General features: G+C 44.7%; 22 protein-coding genes. 4 read left to right on the forward strand and 18 right to left on the reverse strand.

Annotated elements, in window-relative coordinates; translation table 11 throughout:
- Positions 1-8: 8 nt before the first annotated feature.
- The gene (locus KFK88_RS07550) at positions 9-1,421 is read right to left on the reverse strand and encodes a M28 family peptidase (RefSeq protein WP_223578262.1); all 1,413 of its coding nucleotides are present in this window, start codon (positions 1,419-1,421) and stop codon (positions 9-11) included.
- Positions 1,422-1,543: 122 nt separating this feature from the next.
- Between KFK88_RS07550 and KFK88_RS07555 the strand changes: the two genes are divergently transcribed.
- Together KFK88_RS07555 and KFK88_RS07560 are read left to right on the forward strand one after the other, a co-directional pair.
- Entirely contained in the window at positions 1,544-2,023 is a 480-nt protein-coding gene (locus KFK88_RS07555) for a glutathione peroxidase (RefSeq protein ID WP_223578264.1), read from the forward strand.
- Positions 2,023-2,853, forward strand: a complete 831-nt coding sequence (locus KFK88_RS07560) for an SDR family oxidoreductase (RefSeq protein WP_223578266.1) — start codon at positions 2,023-2,025, stop codon at positions 2,851-2,853. The genes KFK88_RS07555 and KFK88_RS07560 overlap by 1 nt, the downstream gene beginning before the upstream one ends.
- Here the strand turns inward: KFK88_RS07560 and KFK88_RS07565 are convergent, their stop codons facing one another.
- The 13 genes from KFK88_RS07565 to rpoE form a co-directional block, all read right to left on the reverse strand.
- Entirely contained in the window at positions 2,854-3,573 is a 720-nt protein-coding gene (locus KFK88_RS07565) for a hypothetical protein (RefSeq protein WP_223578268.1), read from the reverse strand.
- A gap of 29 nt (positions 3,574-3,602) precedes the next feature.
- Positions 3,603-4,004 (reverse strand): holo-ACP synthase, encoded by a 402-nt coding sequence (acpS, locus tag KFK88_RS07570; RefSeq protein ID WP_223578270.1) that lies wholly within the window; start codon positions 4,002-4,004, stop codon positions 3,603-3,605.
- The gene (pdxJ, locus tag KFK88_RS07575) at positions 3,986-4,735 is read right to left on the reverse strand and encodes a pyridoxine 5'-phosphate synthase (RefSeq protein ID WP_223578272.1); all 750 of its coding nucleotides are present in this window, start codon (positions 4,733-4,735) and stop codon (positions 3,986-3,988) included. The genes acpS and pdxJ overlap by 19 nt, the downstream gene beginning before the upstream one ends.
- Positions 4,736-4,891: 156 nt before the next feature.
- Positions 4,892-5,608 carry a DNA repair protein RecO gene (gene recO / locus KFK88_RS07580; RefSeq protein WP_223578274.1) on the reverse strand — a complete coding sequence of 239 codons (717 nt, stop codon included), beginning with the start codon at positions 5,606-5,608 and terminating at the stop codon, positions 4,892-4,894.
- Positions 5,605-6,525, reverse strand: coding sequence for a GTPase Era (gene era, locus KFK88_RS07585; RefSeq protein ID WP_223578276.1), 921 nt, complete (start codon positions 6,523-6,525; stop codon positions 5,605-5,607). The genes recO and era overlap by 4 nt, the downstream gene beginning before the upstream one ends.
- Before the next feature lie 11 nt (positions 6,526-6,536).
- Positions 6,537-7,232, reverse strand: coding sequence for a ribonuclease III (rnc, locus tag KFK88_RS07590; RefSeq protein WP_223578279.1), 696 nt, complete (start codon positions 7,230-7,232; stop codon positions 6,537-6,539).
- Between the two features lie 21 nt (positions 7,233-7,253).
- Positions 7,254-7,649, reverse strand: coding sequence for a DUF4845 domain-containing protein (locus tag KFK88_RS07595; RefSeq protein WP_223578281.1), 396 nt, complete (start codon positions 7,647-7,649; stop codon positions 7,254-7,256).
- Positions 7,650-7,702: 53 nt separating this feature from the next.
- On the reverse strand, positions 7,703-8,605 hold the full coding sequence (gene lepB, locus KFK88_RS07600) for a signal peptidase I (RefSeq protein WP_223578283.1): 903 nt from the start codon (positions 8,603-8,605) through the stop codon (positions 7,703-7,705).
- Entirely contained in the window at positions 8,605-10,410 is a 1,806-nt protein-coding gene (gene lepA, locus KFK88_RS07605; RefSeq protein ID WP_223578285.1) for a translation elongation factor 4, read from the reverse strand. The genes lepB and lepA overlap by 1 nt, the downstream gene beginning before the upstream one ends.
- Before the next feature lie 228 nt (positions 10,411-10,638).
- Positions 10,639-11,931 carry a Do family serine endopeptidase gene (locus KFK88_RS07610; protein WP_223578287.1) on the reverse strand — a complete coding sequence of 431 codons (1,293 nt, stop codon included), beginning with the start codon at positions 11,929-11,931 and terminating at the stop codon, positions 10,639-10,641.
- Positions 11,932-12,055: 124 nt separating this feature from the next.
- The gene (locus tag KFK88_RS07615; RefSeq protein ID WP_223578289.1) at positions 12,056-12,532 is read right to left on the reverse strand and encodes a SoxR reducing system RseC family protein; all 477 of its coding nucleotides are present in this window, start codon (positions 12,530-12,532) and stop codon (positions 12,056-12,058) included.
- A 163-nt stretch (positions 12,533-12,695) separates the two neighbouring features.
- Entirely contained in the window at positions 12,696-13,346 is a 651-nt protein-coding gene (locus KFK88_RS07620) for a sigma-E factor negative regulatory protein (protein ID WP_223578290.1), read from the reverse strand.
- Positions 13,347-13,601: 255 nt separating this feature from the next.
- Complete coding sequence (gene rpoE, locus KFK88_RS07625; RefSeq protein ID WP_223578292.1) at positions 13,602-14,192, reverse strand: RNA polymerase sigma factor RpoE; 591 nt, start codon at positions 14,190-14,192, stop codon at positions 13,602-13,604.
- Between the two features lie 266 nt (positions 14,193-14,458).
- Between rpoE and nadB the strand changes: the two genes are divergently transcribed.
- Positions 14,459-16,054 (forward strand): L-aspartate oxidase, encoded by a 1,596-nt coding sequence (nadB, locus tag KFK88_RS07630; RefSeq protein ID WP_223578294.1) that lies wholly within the window; start codon positions 14,459-14,461, stop codon positions 16,052-16,054.
- Here nadB and KFK88_RS07635 read toward each other — a convergent pair.
- A complete protein-coding gene (locus tag KFK88_RS07635; protein ID WP_223578296.1) occupies positions 16,051-16,482 on the reverse strand; it encodes a protein YgfX in 432 nt (143 codons plus the stop codon). The genes nadB and KFK88_RS07635 overlap by 4 nt on opposite strands.
- 1 nt (position 16,483) lies before the next feature.
- The gene (locus tag KFK88_RS07640; RefSeq protein WP_223578299.1) at positions 16,484-16,738 is read right to left on the reverse strand and encodes an FAD assembly factor SdhE; all 255 of its coding nucleotides are present in this window, start codon (positions 16,736-16,738) and stop codon (positions 16,484-16,486) included.
- Between the two features lie 161 nt (positions 16,739-16,899).
- On the opposite strand from KFK88_RS07640, the gene ygfZ reads away from it, so the two are divergent.
- Complete coding sequence (gene ygfZ / locus KFK88_RS07645; RefSeq protein ID WP_223578301.1) at positions 16,900-17,820, forward strand: CAF17-like 4Fe-4S cluster assembly/insertion protein YgfZ; 921 nt, start codon at positions 16,900-16,902, stop codon at positions 17,818-17,820.
- A 65-nt stretch (positions 17,821-17,885) separates the two neighbouring features.
- On the opposite strand, the gene KFK88_RS07650 is transcribed toward ygfZ, so the two are convergent.
- Both KFK88_RS07650 and KFK88_RS07655 read right to left on the reverse strand, forming a co-directional pair.
- Positions 17,886-18,524, reverse strand: coding sequence for a peroxiredoxin-like family protein (locus KFK88_RS07650; RefSeq protein WP_223578303.1), 639 nt, complete (start codon positions 18,522-18,524; stop codon positions 17,886-17,888).
- Between the two features lie 121 nt (positions 18,525-18,645).
- Positions 18,646-20,460 (reverse strand): DUF885 domain-containing protein, encoded by a 1,815-nt coding sequence (locus KFK88_RS07655; RefSeq protein WP_396326651.1) that lies wholly within the window; start codon positions 20,458-20,460, stop codon positions 18,646-18,648.
- Positions 20,461-20,504: the final 44 nt, after the last annotated feature.

The following is a 20,504-nucleotide window of genomic DNA, read 5'->3' on the forward strand; positions in this document are numbered from 1 at the left end:
AGATTCATCTATTTTTGGTGAAACCCAGTACCAAAATCACCATTCATCTGAGCAGATAAATAGGCAAAGATCACATAAGCCGCTGTATTCTGACGTAGCGCCTCTGGATCAATTTTATCCAGGGTATCATTCGGCGTGTGGTGGTAATCAAAGTAGTCAGTACCATCTTGACGTAAGGAAAACACCGAAATACCTTTACCACGCAGAGGAATTAAGTCTGGTCCTCCCCCTGCTTGGTTATTGCCGTAGCTGATACCAAGAGGTTCCATTACCTCAGCCATCTGCTTAACTGCAGGTATAGCTTCAGGCTTCACCTTCGAGTCAATCCGCCAAATTTTCCCCGCTCCAAAGTCAGATTCAGCCGCCGTGATGATATTTTTGATATGATCTTTATGGGCCTCAGCGTAAGCTTTACCACCTACAAGACCTTGCTCTTCGTTGGCAAACATAATCACACGAATAGAACGTTTCGGGCGCTCGGGTAAGCCTAAGATCAACTTCGCTGCCGCTGTAGTAATGCCAATACCAGCACCATCATCAAGCGCGCCAGTACCCAAATCCCAAGAGTCGAGGTGAGCGCCTATGATGACGTACTCTTCTGGCTTTTCGCTCCCTGTAACCTCTCCAATGACATTATGACTCGTATATTCTCCACCTTGCTTCGCACCGATAGTCATTTTCACGGTTACGGGCTTACCACGACGGATCATATTCTCCAGCAAGTCCGCATCTGGTGCTGATAGCGCTGCGGCTGGAATTTTCTTGATGCCTTCGTCATAACGCATCATGCCAGTATGCGCCATTCGGTCACTGTCAGTACCAATCGAGCGAATCAATATACCAACCGCACCTTTTGCAGCGGCCTGTGAAGCACCCTGACCTCGTGCAGCCACCGCTGGGCCATAGCCAGATCCGTCACGAGCGCGCTCCATTCGGTTCTTAATAAAAACGATCTTGCCTTCAGCAATACCCTCGGGGGCATTTTTCAAAGCATCCAGATCATCAAACTGAATAATTTCCGCTGACAAACCGTCTTCAGGTGTAGCCACACTAAAGCCAAGCGCTGTGATGACTAGTGGCTGCGGATAAGGTGCGATGACTTCCGCCATTTCAACTCCGCGCTTCCAAGTCGTGAAGGTCACAGGCTCAGTCCATACTTTGTCAAATCCAAGCTCTTTTAACTTAGCCACTCCCCACTTGACCGCGGCCGCATCACCTGGCGTGCCAGCCATGCGCGGGCCAACCTCTGTTGTGAGTGACTCAACGATTTCATAATCTAATGAGCTATTTAACGCTTGGTCGCGCAATTCTGCGGCAACCTTAAGGTCAGCTTCATCGAAGCTTGGAGCTTGTTTGGCCATCGCGCTAACACTTAATAGGCATGACGCCACTAGCGCCAAAGGGAGATATTTCAATGTCATAGCAATCTCTTTGAAGTTGTTGATTCGTTATTTATGCTTCACTCGACAATGATATTCACTCTAGATTGACAGGCCCAACCACCAAAGCTAGAGTAACTAAAAGGCACTCTCGAGGAAAAATCATGTCTACCATATACGATTACTCAGCAGTTTTAAATAACGGGCAAGAAGTTTCGCTGAAGGACTACCAAGGAAAAGTGTTACTGATTGTAAACACTGCCAGCGCATGCGGCTTCACACCACAATATGAAGGCCTAGAAAAACTGTATCAAGAGTTCCAGGGGCAAGGCTTGGAAATCTTAGCCTTCCCATGCAACCAGTTTGGCAAACAAGAGTCGGGCACCAATGAGGACATCAAAGATTTTTGTGACCTTAACTTTAATATCTCTTTTCCTTTGTTTCAAAAGGTTGATGTCAATGGAGATTCAGCTCACCCGCTTTACCAACACCTGAAAAAAGAAGCGACAGGTTTCTTAGGCTCTCAAAAAATAAAATGGAACTTCACTAAGTTTCTTGTCGACAAAAACGGCAAAGTGGTCGATAGGTTCGGCTCTGTGTCGAAGCCAGAAGCTTTAAAAAACAATATCAGGAAACTACTCTAATGCCGAGCTTAAAAAACAAAGTCATCATCATCACTGGCGCCAGCCGTGGCATTGGTCGTTCGATGGCATTACGCTTCGCCCAAGAAGGTGCAACCATCGTTATCGCCGCGAAATCGGATAAGCCCCATCCGAAATTACCAGGTACGATTCACACGGTTGCCAAAGAAGTCGAAGACGCTGGCGGAGAGGCTATCCCCGTGGCGCTAGATGTCCGCAAAGAGCTGCAAATCAAAAAACTGTGCGACCAAATAGGCGAAAAATTCGGTCGTATCGATGCAGTCATCAATAACGCAGGAGCCATCAGCCTAACCACGGTTGAAAACACCTCACCAAAGCGATACGACTTAATGCAGCAAATCAACTCGCGTGCGGTCTACTGTTTTGGTCACTATGCACTGCCCTATTTAAAACAATCAGACAACCCACATATCCTTAGCCTGTCCCCACCAGTCAATTTATCTCCTAAGTGGGTGAAAGATTTTAGCCCTTACACCTTATCTAAATGCGGCATGAGTATTCTCAGTAAAGGTATGGCAGAAGAGTTTAAAGAATATGGTGTTGCTGTGAACACGCTATGGCCACAAACTTACATTGCTACCGCCGCAATTGAGTTCGCGGTAGGTGACAAAGATACTTTGAACTACGCCAGAAAGCCTGAAATTATGGCTGATGCGGCTCATGTAATATTGACTCATCCAAGTCGAAACTACACTGGGCTGTGGTTGATTGATGAGGAAGTGCTGAAAGCCGCTAAAGTCAGCGACTTTAGCCAATACGCTTATAATCCAGAGTATGAAGACAAGATCCAAAAAGACTTGTTTCTTGACTAATCAAAGTACTTGGCTTATTTGGTTAGCAACATCATCATAAAAAATTAAGGCTGCTATTAGAGCGAAGATAATGGCAATGATCCCTACTCTGCCGCTTGGCTGACGCTCCACAACAGGAACATTATCGTAGTCCAGCGTCACCGGCTCATCCTCATAAGGTAAGTCAGGTGGCTCGATGCCCAAGTCTTCTGACTCGTCTCGTGATAAAACACCATCAGATAGGTTTTCCTCGACTTCCTTAATCGCCACTATTTCTGGGGAGTTTGAGGATAATAGAATGTAGTTAATACGCTCTTGAGTGGTTTCGTAGTCGATCTCGACGGTTACACCGTCATAACGCCAGCAATAAGTCCCCTGATAACGATTTTCCTCATAATCCTTCCCCAAGACCTTGGCAATATCATCAAAGCGGCTCGCTAAACGAATAGGGCCTACAATATTGCCAATCACTTGGTCGTCACTGGCGTTATGATTCGCAATGGAAATGCTGCTTAGAATAAAGTCTTTGGCTTGCTGGGTGACTTCTGACTTTGGTGATAAACATTTTACAAACTCAAGCTCTAAAGCTGAATCATACAGCTCTAAACTTGCGGAGGTCGTGGCACGCCCATTGTAGATATCAACAGCACTCCAGCTGGTTTGATGCTTATGAAAAAACTGCTTAACTTCCGGGCTGTCGGCTCTCTCGCCGACCAAAGATAGGTAATTCTGACTAACCATAATAACCTTTGAGCTTTACTCCTTTAATGTTAGGACTTCGTGGATAAGGCTTCCTTTTCAGCTATAACGAAAGCAACCGCCGAATCTTTTTCATCACTGATACTCAAGTGGACAGCTGCAACACCCTGCTCCCTCGCCCATACTTTTGCATGAGAGTGTAGCGTTACTTGGGGCTTACCGAGCTCATCATTGCTTATTTCTAAATGCTTAAAATCGATGCCCTTTCGCATGCCTGTGCCTAAAGCTTTACTGATAGCTTCTTTCGCAGCAAAACGTTTCGCCAGAAAAGCGACCTTATTGTTCTTAGCGCTATAGAGCTCAAGTTCCGTAGCACACAAGATCCGCTCAGCGAACTTATCACCATGGCGCTCCAATGAGCGCTCTAGGCGATCAAACTTAACAATGTCAGTACCTACGCCAAATATGGCCATTGACGCGCTTCCACCATTAATTTTTTCATCTCTGCTACAGCGCTGTCTAAGCCGCTAAATAAAGCACGTCCAATAATGGCATGTCCGATATTCAACTCAACAATCTCCTTAATGGCGGCGATTGGTTGTACGTTGTGATACTGTAAGCCATGACCGGCATTCACTTGCAGCCCTTGGCTCACAGCATGAGCTACAGAACGTTGAATTTTCACAAGCTCTAGCTCTTGCAGGTGCTCACTCTCTGCATCGGCATAGTGCCCCGTATGCAGTTCAATAAGAGGGGCGCCAACTCTAGCCGCCGCATCAATTTGTTTTTCGTCAGCATCAATAAACAGCGATACTTGAATTCCTGCATCAGCCATGCGCTGGCAAGCTTCTTTTATTTTGCTTTCTTGCCCTACAACATCAAGGCCACCCTCGGTCGTAAGCTCCTCACGCTTTTCTGGCACAAGGCACACGTAAGTCGGTTTGGTCTTTTCAGCTATCGCAAGCATCTCATCAGTAACCGCCATCTCTAAATTCATTCGAGTCTGAATAGTGCTTGCTAAAATCTCGACGTCACGATCGGTAATATGACGTCGATCTTCACGCAAATGTACTGTGATCCCATCCGCACCATGCTGCTCAGCAACAAACGCTGCTTGTACCGGATCTGGGTAATCGGTACCGCGTGCATTTCGTACTGTCGCTATGTGGTCAATATTAACGCCCAATAAAATTGGATTTTTCATGCCATTATCCATTAAAAATCTATAGTGAAAGGGTATGCAAGCCTGAGTTGTGAAAGTGTTTGGTTATCACTGGTTCAAACCAACCAATACCACTCACACTGCAATTGAATCTGATTTTAACAGCAACAGAGATGACAGACAAAAGCTTCCATAACTCTAAAGAATAGCAAGCGTTTGCTGCAAAAGTTTACGGCTATTCAATTCTTTGTAACCAACTAATGGGTCGATGACAGCCCGGCAGACCTTCCTAGCTAAAGCTAAACTGCCCGTTTCTTGCCAATCACGCTCACCGATAGCTCTAATATGCTTGCCTTGGGCTTTGAGGGAGTCCTTTGGTGCGTGCGCCAATAAAACAAAACCTTGCTGCGGTAAAAAACCATAATCGAGCTCTTTTTCTATTGAATCACCATGTATATCGTGTGACCAATCAATACCGTAGCCTAACTCATCCATAAGTGAGAGCTCGAATTCACGTAACACCACCGCAGGATTTGCTTTTTGACTCAATCGAGACAGGGAATGATGGTAAGCTTCAAAAATATCGGGATGCGGATCCCACTGAATTAATAACTTCATCATTAATTCATTCATATACAAACCAGACAGGCTTGGAATGCCGACCAGTGAAAAGCTTGGGCTGCTGGCTTCAAACTGCTTAAGTGTTTTGAGATCACTACGCCCCACCCAGCTAATGGCAAGTGGCTGGAAGGGCTGCAACAGTGCTCTTTTTTGACTTTTTTTATTCCCCCTAACACCTCGTGCCAAAACATTACACCGGCCATACTCAAGGGTATACAATTCGAGGATGAGGCTAGACTCTTTAAAGGGGCGAGAGTGGAGGACAAATGATGGTGTCAGCTCAACACTGTTCATTGATGCTCATCATAGCCTAATGATTTTAATGCTCTCTCGTCATCGGCCCAGCCATCTTTGACTTTGACCCAAAGCTCAAGAAACACCTTACAGTCAAACAGCTCTTCCATTTCGATACGCGCATCACGCCCAATTTGCTTCAGACGTTGCCCGCTTTTACCAATGATAATCGCTTTTTGACCAGACCGCTCTACTAGGATAAGACCATTGATATGAAGCACCCCGTTATCTTTAAACTTAAACTGCTCAATTTCTACAGTTGACGAATACGGAATTTCCTCGCCTAACGAGCGCATCAGTTTCTCGCGAATCAGCTCTGCCGCCATAAAGCGTTCACTGCGATCCGTAATATAATCTTCTGGATAAAACAAACCACCTTCGGGTAGCCACTGCTTTAGAGTCTTGGTCAGTTCTTCAAGATTATGTCCGCGAAGCGCTGAACCAGGGAATACAGCGTCAAAATGGCACTGTTCGGTAATGTGAGCAATATGCGGTAACAGCGCCTCTTTGTCAGCTATCTTATCCACCTTATTAACGAACAGGATTTTCTTACCTTTTGCTTGTGACAGTTTTTCTAAAACAAGTTCGTCATCGTCAGTCCATTGAGTTCCATCGACGACTAGCAACAACACATCAACATCGGTCATGGAACTTGCTGCTGCACGATTCATATAACGATTAATACTTCGAGCTTCTTGCCGATGGATTCCTGGCGTGTCAACAAATAGAATCTGCGCTTCATCATCCGTATAGATCCCCAGCACTCGGTGGCGAGTCGTCTGAGGCTTTCTTGAGGTTATACTAACTTTCTGACCAAGAATATGATTCATTAAAGTGGATTTGCCGACATTTGGACGACCTAATACAGCAACGTAGCCACAACGGAAATTATCTTGGTGTTCAGGTTTATCAGACATGATGACTCAACTTATGACGCAAGGGTCTTTTGTAATTCGGAAAAAGCTTTTTCAGCCGCCAACTGCTCTGCATTACGCCGGCTACTTCCTGTGCCAAAAGTCTTTATCGATTTTTCAGAAATGATACAAACCACTTCGAACGTTTGCTGGTGAGCTTCACCGGTCACGCTTAATAACTCATACTCTGGAAGTGAAAACCGGCGAGACTGTAGTAATTCTTGAAGGCGAGTTTTTGGGTCTTTCTTCACTTCAGAGGGGTCAAGGGCAGTGAGTCGCTTACCATAAAGGTCAAGAATCAATCGGTTAGCCTGCTCAAAACCAGAGTCCAAATAAACCGCTCCAATCACTGCCTCAAAGGCGTCTGCGAGAATAGAGGCTCGACGGAACCCCCCGCTCTTAAGCTCGCCTTCACCAAGCTGAATGTAATCACCCAAATCAATTTCTTTGGCGATAACGGCTAATGTTTTTCCTTTCACCAAGCTGGAGCGCATACGGCTCAATTGCCCCTCATCAACTTGAGGAAACTGAGCAAACAGTGCTTTAGCAATAACCATACCGAGTACAGCATCACCTAAAAACTCGAGACGTTCGTTATGATGGTTAGAGGCGCTACGGTGCGTAAGCGCTTTATGAATGAGCTTAGGGTTTGAAAATTGATAGCCAAGACGACTGCAAAACCGATCAATTTGTTGTTGGCGATGACTCATCTTGGCAGAAACAGACTCACGTTAATTCAATGGTTCTTCGTGTTTAAACTCGACAAGAGCGCTAACGTTGCCGAACAACGAAATACGATTTTCATATTCAACATATAGTGCCTTACCGCCTGTAATTTCTTTAATCTCAACGTCTTTAGCCTTAATGATATCAATATTATTAACACTAAAGCGGCCAGCAACTAAACGCTCAATGTCAGACTTACTACTGTTGGAGTCGGCCTCTTCAGCTACTGACTGAATAGAGCTTTTGATACTAAAGTACTCCATGTAGGCTGGAACTAATTTAATCGCTAAGTACATGAAAAACAAAACAATCGCCATGATAATCATCCAGCCAGCGGCTGTCATACCATCTTGATACTGTCTATTCATGATTTTATTTTTTGCTTGTTGTCGACCGAACATATTCCCCATTCTCCTCAACAGAAAAACTTACTTTTTATTCAAGCAGTTAGAAGCTAATTTATAGCCCCAGCTCTACTAAAGGATATACCTTTTGGTAGATGTTTGCCAAATAAAACTGGTTCATCGGTAAAAGTTACGAATATCCACTTATAAGCTGCTTTGCCGATGATACCCTCTTCATGGATAAAGCCCCAAGCGCGTGAATCTTGACTGCCATCACGGTTGTCACCCATCGCAAAGTATTTATCTTCAGGAATAACTGCGGTCCAGCGGTCATCTAAACTGTGAACTCGACCATTATTGGCATTATCATTCAAGTAAACCAACTTATAGTTTTTATCGCCCAACACTTCTTCATAGGTGTCAAAATACTCACCTTGAGGCACCAAGTCATTCACTTTATCAGAGACAAATTCCGATTGAACAGTAATCGGGTCACATCCTTGATTACTAACATCGCTGCCATCGGTACACTGCGGAATTATGGTTAAAGTACCACGGTCCCACTCAATGCGATCACCCGGTACACCAATTAAACGTTTGATGTAAGCCTGCTGCGGCTCATGTGGCGGATGGAAAACAATCACATCACCTCGTTCAGGATCGCTAACATCAATAATCTTAGTATTCAACGCAGGCAAACGAATACCGTAAGCAAATTTATTGACCAAAATAAAGTCACCATCATATAAACCTGGGTTCATACTTCCTGATGGAATACGATACGGTTCGTATAAAAAAGAACGTAGCAATAAAACGATAAAGATGATTGGGAAAAAGGAGCGACAAATATCAATAAAAGCAGGATACTTTTCCTTACCCTTCTCGTCATACTTTACAGCGCCGGCTTCAATACGCTTCTTCTGCCACCAGAATTTGTCGAGTAATGTCACGACTCCAGTTATGACAGCTGCCAGCAGCAAGTAAAACCCAAAATCAAAATAAATACTTGGCATTATTTATCCTTACCAACATTCAACACAGCAAGGAACGCTTCTTGTGGAATCTCGACTTTACCCACTTGCTTCATACGTTTCTTACCCGCTTTTTGTTTTTCTAATAATTTTCGTTTACGCGACACGTCACCACCGTAACATTTCGCCAACACGTTCTTTCTTAATGCTTTAACCGTTGAACGAGCAATCACGTGATTACCAATCGCAGCCTGAATCGCGACCTCAAACATTTGGCGTGGAATAATCTCTTTCATCGCCTCAACCAACTCACGACCACGGTATTGTGCTTGTTCTTTATGAACAATTAATGCCAAAGCATCGACACGATCACCGTTAATCAGTATGTCTAAACGCACCAACTCATCTGCCTGATAACGTTTAAAGTTATAATCCAATGAAGCATAACCTCGACTCACCGACTTCAGACGATCAAAGAAATCTAACACTACCTCATTCATCGGCATTTCGTAGGTCAAAGATACCTGGTTGCCTGCATATTGCATCTTGGTTTGCACACCACGCTTTTCCACACACAAAGTAATCACGTTACCTAAATGCTCTTGCGGAACAAGAATGTTGGCTTCACAAATTGGCTCGCGAATTTCATCAATGTTAGAAACTGCAGGCAGCTTAGATGGGTTATCAACGTACAGTACTTCACCGTCCGTATTGACCACCTCATAAATTACCGTTGGCGCCGTTGTGATCAGGTCAAGATTATATTCACGCTCTAGACGTTCTTGAATAATCTCCATGTGCAACATACCCAAGAAACCACAGCGGAAACCAAAGCCTAGAGCTGTCGAGTTTTCAGGTTCAAAAAACAATGAAGCATCGTTGAGACTTAGTTTTGATAGCGCGTCACGGAACGACTCATAGTCATCTGAACTGACAGGGAATAAACCAGCATAGACCTGTGGTGTTACTTTTTGGAAACCTGGCAACGGAGCTTCTGCTGGAGACTTTGCCAAGGTGATAGTATCACCGACAGGTGCACCTTGAATGTCCTTAATGCCCGCAATAATAAAACCTACTTCACCAGCTTTTAACACATCCGTGTCATGCCGTTTTGGTGTAAAAATACCGACGTGATCGACCACATGAGATTTACCGGTGGACATGATCTGCATCTTGTCGCCTTTATTAATGGTGCCTTGCTTGACGCGAACCAAAGATACAACACCGAGGTAATTATCAAACCAAGAATCAACAATCAGCGCCTGTAATGGAGCATCAGGATCACCCGAAGCAGCTGGAATATCACGCACGATCGCTTCCAACAACTCTTCAACACCAACACCGGTTTTTGCACTGCACTTCACGGCTTCCATTGCTTCGATGCCTACAATATCTTCAATCTCTTGCATCACGCGCAAAGGATCTGCTGCTGGCAGATCAATTTTATTAAGCACAGGGACTACTTCTAGGTCTTGCTCAATCGCCGTATAGCAGTTTGCTAAAGTTTGAGCTTCAACGCCTTGCGCCGCGTCCACCACCAATAAAGCGCCTTCACATGCGGCTAAAGAACGTGACACTTCATACGAAAAGTCCACGTGGCCTGGTGTATCAATAAAGTTTAATTGATACGTATGACCGTCTTTTGCCTTGTAATTCAACGTCACACTCTGAGCTTTAATCGTGATGCCACGCTCACGCTCCAGATCCATGGAATCCAGAACCTGTTCCGCCATTTCACGCTCAGTTAGGCCTCCACATTGCTGAATCAGACGATCGGACAAGGTCGATTTGCCATGATCAATGTGCGCAATGATGGAAAAGTTACGAATATAATCGGTGTATGCCATATATGTTCCGCTAAAACCTTCTTCTCTCTACTAACTCTGAGGCCTTCTTGCTCTAACCCTAACGCTTTGATTTAAAGGGATTTATTGCCAGTATTTGTTGCAAAAGACGGTATCGAGTTTTCTGATAAGTGATTGTTTTGAAAATAATTTAAGATTAAGCGGCCTATTTTAGCTAAATCCATGAAAAAGGCCAGCTAAGATGCCTCAGCTGGCCTTGTTTATCGTGCTTTATTTAAGCTCTATGACTAAGAAGTCACTTCCCACACCCTGTCTGACGATAAGAACCGCCACCTTTCCTTTTTCAGGCAATGAGGCCACTGCTTGTTGAAAGTCTTCGGGCGTTGTAATCACTGTACGGTGAAGCTTCTGGATAATATCCCCCTGACGCAAACCCGCTCTCGCTGCAGGGCTATCACGTTCGACGTCTCGGATAATGACACCACGCTCAATACCTGTTGCTTCTTTTAAGTCCGGCGTTAACGCTGTAACCGCAATACCCAGTTCTTCCTTACCAGTATCAGAGCTTGCAGTAAACTGACCGTTTGCGTCACTTAACGTCACCTCGATGGTTTCTTTGTCACCATTGCGTACAATGGTCAGCTCTACTTCTTCGCCAGCTGGCATTTGTCCAATATAGAATGGTAAATCCTGTGCTTTACGAACCCGTTTACCATCTACCGCAATCACCACATCACCTACTTTGATACCAGCTTTGTCAGCTGCCATATCCTCTAATACGCGTGTAACCAGTGCGCCACCAACATCATCAAGTCCAAAAGCATCGGCTTTATCTTGATCGATCGGACCAAAGGTAACACCCAAGAAGCCACGATTCACTTTACCGTCTTTTAACAGCTGTTGGCGGACATTATCGGCTAGATCAATTGGAATAGAGAAAGACAGACCGCTACTGATCATCGGATTGAAGATCATAGAGTTAATACCCACGACCTCTCCATCCAAATTAATCAGAGGGCCACCCGAGTTGCCTCGGTTAATCGCGACATCAGTCTGAATAAAAGGAACATACTGAGAACCAACTTCGCCACGCCCTTTGGCGCTGACGATACCAGCGGTGACCGTATGCTCTAAATTAAAGGGCGCACCAAAAGCAAGTACCCACTGACCGACTTTTAAATCTTTGGTGGTACCAATTTCAAGTGCTTCTAACTCTAAATCACCGGCATCAATCTTGAGTAACGCGACGTCTGTGTTAGCATCGCTACCAACTACTTTTGCATCAAATTCACGACCATTGTAAAGCTTGACCACAGGAGTTTCAGCACCATCGATAACATGGTGGTTAGTGAGAATATAACCGCTCTCGTCAACGATAAAACCGGAGCCTCCGCCTCGACCAACAACTCGCCCCCAACGCTTTACTTCAATTTTAACGCTCACAACGCTCGGCTGAACTTTATCAACCAGCTTAGTGAAATCAGGGAATGAATCTGCTTGGGCGCAGCCTGATAAGACGATAAGCCATGCCACTACAGTTACTGATAATAAACGCTTTAACATGTTTTGCCTTCTCCGCAACTATTGTTTTTAACTGTTAATTCAAAGAATTAAATGAAAACCCTTTGAAAATCCATAACAATTAGAGACCGTAGCACCGAATCGGTTCCAGCAGCTTCCACAACATCTAGTCAGCAGATGTTACGACCTGTGTCACGGCAATAGGTCTCTTTACAATTTTCAACAAAACTGGCTGCAACTCCTGTCGTGCAGACTTACGGCGGGAAAACCAAGCAACCCCGAGAAAACCCACGATAAGCCCTATTGTGGCACTCATTATCGAGCCGAGCTCTGTCAGGTTGGGCAGTGCATAAGAAGATATAGTTAAGGCGAGGATCAGGCAGATTAACGGAAGTAAATACACTACCAAAGACGCCTTTAGCACCAAATCTTCGGGAATACCCACTTCAACCTCATCATTAATATGGGCATTAATGGTATTTTTTAAAGGTGTCACAAAGACTTTATGTGAAAAAGCCTTATTAACAATACCACTACCGCAGGTAGAACTGACCTTACAGCTGGAACAGCCTGTCTTGGATTGCGTTTGCACCCAAACCATGTCACCTTCTTCTGCAATGACCTGTCCTACTTCTGTAAACATCGCTTCTCGTATTTCTTCAAAATTATTGGGTAATCATAAAAAAACCCATCCGGAGATGGGTTTATTTTAGCTTAATGCTTTAGAAACACCTACTTTTGAGAGGGCAAATCTTTTAGTAGCTTGTTCCCACAGCAAGAACACTTATCGAACTGTGCCTCCAGAGCTACTCTTGCTCAGATTTGTCCTGTTGTGCATCATCTTTAGCACGCATAGGCACTTGTACCGGAATCACTTTCTGGTTACTCACCACTCTGACGGTAGGTAAACTGCTCGTTCCCGTAATTTGGCGAGTCAAAGCTTCATGTTTTAAAAACATGTTATGCATAGTCTGTAACTCTTGACGATCCGCAGTTGAAGCAGCCACTTGATGACTTAAATCAACGCCTGCTTCAGAAGCGTTTTCAGCAGAAGTAGTCGTTGCTGCAAAGTTTGCTGGCACAGCATTAACGTCACCGAGTTGGGTATTAGACACACTGAATAAAGCAACAATCGCGACCGAGGCTGCGATAGCAAAACCACCCGCCTGTTTCCAAACTCGACTTGGGAAAGGAATCACATTGTCTTGTGGTGCAGCCTCTCTTGGAGACACGCTATGAGTCTCTTCATTAGCAATAGCACGGCTGACGCTAGACGAGATGTCTAAATCCAGGTGCTGCGCTTCTTCGCGCATGACCTGCCCGATCATATGGTAACGAGCCCATACAGCCATAGATTCACTGCCTTGCTCCAAGCTTGGCTCTTGATCTTGAAGATCAGCCCTGCCGTCAACCCAGGCAGATACAATCTCTTTATCAAAATGCTTTCTGTTACTCATTACCTTACCTTTAACTTTATCTCTGCTTTCGAACTTTTAGCGATTTCATAAGGTTTAGAAACCGAAACTAACTATTCAAAGCATCGCAAACCATTGAATTATTAAGTATTTAGTTACTTTTCAAACACCAATGCCACAAACTTGCTTTTCATTACTTATACCAATTGACTGGGCTGACTGTAAAAAGTTCACAGTTTTTGTAAAAAAGTTTGTGTATTCAGTTTTCTTTCAGCCTCGCTAATTCTCACAACACCACTAAGAACGCCAGCCTTGCTCTAGCAAAGGCGCAATTTTCTGGTCAATCGCATCCCGCGCCCTAAATATTCGTGATCGCACTGTGCCGACGGGGCAATCCATCGACTCAGCGATTTCTTCATAGCTCAAGCCATCGATCTCACGCAGCATAATCGCTGTACGCAGGTCTTCCGGCAACTCATCAATCGTCTTAAAGATGAGTGTTTTAATTTCATCGCGAAACATCAACCGCTCAGGGCTACCTGAATCACGCAAAGCATCCCCGCCCTCATATTGCTCGGCATCCGAGGAATCAATATCACTGCCCGGCGGTCTACGCCCTTGTGACACTAAAAAGTTTTTCGCCGTGTTAATGGCAATTCGATAGAGCCATGTATAAAAGGCACTATCACCACGAAAATTAGGCAAAGCGCGATAGGCCTTGATAAATGCTTCTTGTGAAATGTCCATGACCTCATCTTGGTCACGAACAAATCGAGAAATTAAATTCATGATGCGCTGTTGGTACTTAGTCACCAACATATCGAAGGCTTTTTTGTCACCATCTTGGACACGCTTTACTAATTCCGAATCTATATCGGCCTCAGACATACAGCCCTCTTCTTAATTGTCCGCTTCTCATCAATTGCACCTGTTGTTGTTTTATTTGCAGGGCAAACATCGTATTTATATCATCGTGTAATGACTTGTCGTTATCAGCCGTTTTATAGAAAAAACTAACTGAAAACAAGTGACTGTGGTAAAGTCGCCATTACTTTATTGCTTATTTTGCTAGGAAAACCGTTTCGTTTCCACTGGTTCGTAAAGAACACAGACCCAGTTAACATAAGAAAAGTTCCATCACGGTAAAAATTTCAATGGCTCACGATCCGCAAAACCTTACCCATTCCACCGACGTTTTAGTCATCGGCAGCGGCGCTGCTGGGCTTTCCGTGGCATTACGTTTAGCGCACAAAGGCAAGATTACCGTGCTCAGCAAAGCTGAAGTGACCGAAGGATCGACGTTCTATGCTCAGGGTGGCATCGCAGCAGTGTTAGACGAAAACGATACCGTCGACTCACACGTGGAAGACACATTGATAGCGGGTGCAGGCTTGTGCCATGAAGACGCCGTGCGGTTTACCGTCGAGCACTCGCGTGAAGCCATTGAGTGGTTGATTGAGCGTGGCGTCGCCTTCAGCAAAGAAGATGAACATTACCACTTAACTCGGGAAGGTGGTCATAGCCAAAGACGCATTATTCACTCTGATGATGCAACCGGGCGTGCCGTATCGACGACGTTGGTAGCGGCCGTACAAGCAGAGCAGAATATCGAGATCCTAGAAAACTATATTGCCGTGGATCTCATCACAGGCGATAAACTGGGATTAGACCATAGTCGCTGCCAAGGCGCCTATGTCCTCAATCTCAAAGAGGATCGTGTTGAGACAGTCCGTGCGCGGTTTGTGGTTCTAGCCACTGGGGGCGCGAGCAAAGTTTACCTCTACACCTCAAATCCTGATGTTGCCAGCGGCGACGGTATTGCCATGGCATGGCGTGCCGGCTGCAGTGTCGCCAATTTAGAGTTTAATCAGTTCCACCCTACTTGCCTGTATCATCCTGAAGCACGCAGTTTCCTAATTACCGAAGCACTACGTGGTGAGGGTGCTTTATTACGTCGCCCGAATGGTGAGCGCTTCATGCCAGAATATGATGAGCGTGCAGAATTAGCACCTCGGGATATTGTCGCCCGAACCATTGACCATGAGGTTAAGAAGTACGGTTTTGATTGTGTCTATCTCGATATTTCGCATAAAGACCCCGAGTTTATAAAAAGTCACTTCCCGACGATTTATAAGCAGTGTTTAGGCTATGGAATTGATATCACCATCGATGCCATTCCTGTGGTCCCAGCTGCACACTATACTTGTGGCGGTGTGCGAGTCGATACAGACAGTCGAACCGATATTGAGGGGCTCTATGCTGTAGGGGAAGTTGCTTTTACTGGTTTGCATGGTGCGAATCGTATGGCGAGTAACTCACTACTCGAGTGCCTTGTTTACGCACAATCGGCCGCTCAAAGCATCGAATCCGCTTGGGAGACGATTGCCGAACCTGCAGACATACCTGCCTGGGACGAGAGCCAGGTTACAGACTCAGATGAAGAGATTGTGCTCAGCCATAACTGGCATGAGCTGCGTCAGTTGATGTGGGACTATGTCGGCATTGTCCGAACGGATAAACGATTACAACGCGCCATGCGTCGTATCGAGTTGCTACAGCAGGAAATCCACGAGTATTACTCGAACTTTAAAGTAAGCAATGACTTGGTTGAATTAAGAAACTTAGTGCTTGTGGCTGAATTGATTGTTAAATGCGCCATGCAGCGTAAAGAAAGCCGCGGTCTGCACTTCACACTCGACTATCCAGAGCTCTCTACCGAGATAAAAGACTCCGTACTGAAGCCAAGCTAGTTTGCTTTGTAAAACTTGAGAGTTCTCGACAAATGTCTAAAGTCTGAATCTTTCATTGCATCGCGAAACAGTATCAGCTGACGCACTGCTTTGGGCTGAGACGGGTCCAGCTCGCGGAATTTCAACGTAACCCACAAAGGCCAATTCACGCTGTCTTTTTTGATTTCTATAGCGACTTTAAGATCTTTCTCGACAATAAACCACTGACCTTCAAAAAAAATCACTTCGGTCACGTCATCGTACAGGTGATTCAGCTGCTTTATTTGCCAAGCCCCCAGTAATAAAGTCACGGGCATACCAATAAGCGCGAAGGTCCACTGCTCCTGAATCCAGCCAGCAACCACAAAAAGCGCCACAAAAGCTAGCCATACCAAGGCAAACACCTGCCGGCTGGTTTTGGGCGTTTTAAGCTCAATACGAAAATTCATGTTACTTGATTTGCTGATCGACGAACTGCTTAATCTGCCCCACTAACTCCGAAAACTGGTCTTTTGGAGTTTCAAAGCCCATAATCCAAGCGTAGAGGTCGGGGTCGGTTTCTTCTAAAAACTGCTCGTAACGACGAACATCTTCTGAAGAGAATTCGTGGCCATGCTGTTCTAAATAAGGCAATAACACAACATCAAGTTCTAGCATGCCACGTCGGCTGGCCCATTGTAGTTTTTTCAATTCTTGTTCGGTCACGGCTTGACCCTTTAAGCTCGGTGGAATTTTTGTTAATTATAACGCTTTAGGCAATCAATTTGGAAATAGCACTGCAAAAGTTATTGATTAGGAGTAAAATTATTGCACAAAGACATTCAGACCCCGTGCCAGTGAGCACAACGTTGGACAATAAGGGTATTATGAACTTTACCAATCAAGATGCGATTCAGCACATCCCCCAATTACAGAACATCGCCTGCGAGCTCGGCAGCTTTGGTGTATTAGAAGTTTCTGGCGATGACAGTCTTAAATTACTGCAAGGCCAACTGACCTGCGACATGGAGCACGTCAAGGATAACCAAGCCAGCATTGGTGGCCTGTGTAGCGTAAAAGGACGCCTCCATAGCGTGTTTTATGTGATGCAGTTTCAGCAAAACTACCTCTTGCTTATGCCTAAAGGTAATTTACATCATGTTCAAGAGACTTTGTCGAAATACGCGGCATTCTTCCAAACCGAACTAAAAGACGCGAGTAAAGATTACGAACTTTGGGGCCATACGCAAAAAGCTCCAGGCAACCACTCGGCAGAACTCGAAGTACTCTCAGTGACTGACCACGGTGGCATTTATGACTTGCATTTAAACAGCTTGTTTAATGCTTCGATTCTGATTAGCCGAAAAGAGCGTGCCAGTGAACTGGTCAATATGCTTGCTGGAACAACATTGGCTGATAAAAATGCTTGGGACTACATTGAGCTTCAGGCTCATATCCCGATGTTTGGCGAAGCGTCTATCGAAAAGCACTTACCTCACAGCATTGGCCTTCACCAAGTAGGCGGCGTCAGCTTTGATAAAGGTTGCTATACCGGACAAGAAATTGTGGCTCGAATGCACTATCGAGGAAAGCTCAAAACGCACTCCGTCCTTTCAGTGGTAGACTCAGAAATTGAGCTAAATGAACTGGACAAGGTCTATAATCAGGACGATAAAAAGGTCGGCGAGCTGGTTCGTACCACTATTTTTGATCACAAAACCTATTGCTTAATCAGCCTGAATGATAGCGCGCTCGAAGAAGAGCTATCGATTGGTGACGATAAAGTCAACACAAAGCTACTTAACTGAGGTTAGTCCTTTCTATCACTCACAAAAAAGGCGCCATTGAGCGCCTTTTTTATTACCAGCCTTGATTATTCTTCAAGCGCTAGGCGAGCAGCTGTTAACAATAACTCAGGCTTAATGCGAACCTTGTAGTTGGGGTTAGCGTATTGAAACTGAATCATGCCATCAGTATCAAAAATATACACCGCTGGAACTGGCAAGGTGCTTTTATCATCACCCGCTAAGCGAGCCGTCTTACCACCGATAGACTTTACTTTGCTGTTGTAGTCTTCAGAAATGTGGAAAGCCAAGCCAAACTGAGTTGTTGCTTTGAGTTGGTAATCTGAGATTAGCTCATAACTTAACTCTTTGTCTTTACTGGTTTTTTGCAAGGCGCTTGGAGTGTCAGGACTAATCGCCAACAATTGATACCCCATCTCCGACAACTCATCTTCTATTTCTTGAATCTGGCTCAGCTGCGCATTACAAAAAGGACACCAACCACCTCGATAAAACAATAGCACCGTTGGCTTTTGTGCGATTTTTTCGCGCAAGTTAAACGGTGTACCGTCACTTGAGAAAAGAATAATGTCTGGTGCACTCTGACCAATCATTAAAGGTGACACATTATTTGGGTCATCAACAACTTTCGTCCGGTCTAAAGCCAGTGCCGAAACCGACACCGTCATCATTAGCGCTATTAAAGTCAGCTGTAGCAGTCGTTTCATAAGTACCTTCTATTAAATATTGCCATTAGTAATGACTCATTAGAGAGTGTTCGCTCTACTTTGTTACAGTTAATCACAAAAAAAGCGACCCATAGGTCGCCTTTTTTGATTGAGTTCTCAATTAAGACTTTTGAGACTCGATCCAACGTTTGATTTTTCGTTCCAAAATATTCAATGGCAGAGCTCCGTCTTTTAAGACTTGGTAATGAAATTCACGAACATCGAAGTCATCACCCAGCTCATTTTCAGCTAAGGTTCGAAGCTCACGAATTTTTAACTGTCCAATTTTGTAAGCTAAGGCTTGGCTTGGTATCGCCATAAAGCGTTCCGCTTCCGATACACGGCGTGCTTCAGCCGTTGCTGAATTCTTCTCCATGTATTCCAGCACTTCTTCTCGTGTCCACCCTTTTGCATGCAAACCAGTATCGACCACCAAGCGGATAGCTCGCCACAACTCGGCACTTAAAGCTCCATAATATTGATACGGGTCAGTATAAACGCCCATCTCTTTCCCAAGTGACTCAGAATACAGGCCCCAACCTTCGATAAAGGCTGTAGTACCACCAAAACGACGGAATGCTGGAATATCTTTCAACTCTTGTTGAGTCGAGATTTGGAAGTGATGGCCTGGAACCGCTTCGTGCAAATACAACGACTCTACTGTCCATGTCGGACGAGCGCTTAAGTCATACGTATTGACATAGAAAATGCCGGGGCGAGAGCCATCTGGGGCAGCTCGTTGGTATGATGCTGATGATGACGATTGTTCGCGGAAGGCTTCCACTGGACGAATTTCAAACTCAGCCTCAGGAATAACTTTGAATAGATCCGGTGCTGTTTTGTCCAAAGTTTCACGCAAATCTTCATAAGCTTGCAACATGTCTTCTTTAGTCTCAAAAATGAACTGAGGATCATTTTTAGTGAACTCAAAGAATTCTTGTAAGCTTCCTTCGAAGCCAACCTCATCCATAACACCTTGCATTTCACTGTGGATTCGTGCGACTTCGTCAAGACCAATCTGATGAATCTGATCAGGCGTTAAATCAGTACTTGTGGTTTGCTTAACTTTAAATGCATACCACTCTTTGCCATTTGGCAAAGCGACCATACCTGCGGTATCGCGAGCAGCAGGAATATACTCGTCTTTAATGAAGTCATGCATGCGGGTATACATCGGTACAACCATTGTCTTAATCGTGTTCACATACTCTTTTGTTAGACGCTGTTTCTCATCAGGCGAAAAACTCTCAGGCATGTTCTCGATAGGCTTATAGAAAAGGCTTTGCTCAACATCATCAACCATATGCGCTTTCAATTGTGGCAAAACCTTGACCATCAAGGCTTTCGGTTGAACAACATCATTCTCAATACCCGTTTTCATGTTATTAATAACAACATCCACGCTGTCATACGCTTGGTTTAAACGGCTTAACCAATTTTCATAATCTTTGACCGTCTTAAAAGGTTGCGCGCTCTGTCCGGAACCTAGCATAGCGATAAAGTTAAACGGGTTATAGAATTGCTGGATGGGTTGCATGTAATCTGGGTATTCATTCCCCTCGATTTCTGCCTGCCGCTCGTTTTTAAAGATTTGATAACTCAATAAGTCTTGACCATCTAATTTCGATTCATCGATTTGCTTAATTTTTTTCAGGTATTTTTTACTAAATGCTAATGCTTCAGCTCGCCCCTTCTCACTACCGAAATCCCCAAGCTGATCATTGTAACGGTCATCCCCCATAAACGTTGCCGAGATGGGGTTCATTTTCAAGCTTTCTTCCCAGTATTCTTTATAAATTTCATCGGCTTTTTCTGCCTCAGAAACATCAGCAACATCTTTGCTTGAGTTGGCATCTGTTGCGGCCTGCTCGACCTTGGTAGACTCAGCAGCTGATGATGTATCCTGAGCTTCATCATTACTGCAAGCCGTCAGCATCACAGCTAAAGCGACTGCTGAAAGTTGAAACTTCAATGACTTCA

This window comes from Kangiella taiwanensis, from assembly GCF_020005165.1.
GTDB classification, from domain to species: domain Bacteria; phylum Pseudomonadota; class Gammaproteobacteria; order Enterobacterales; family Kangiellaceae; genus Kangiella; species Kangiella taiwanensis.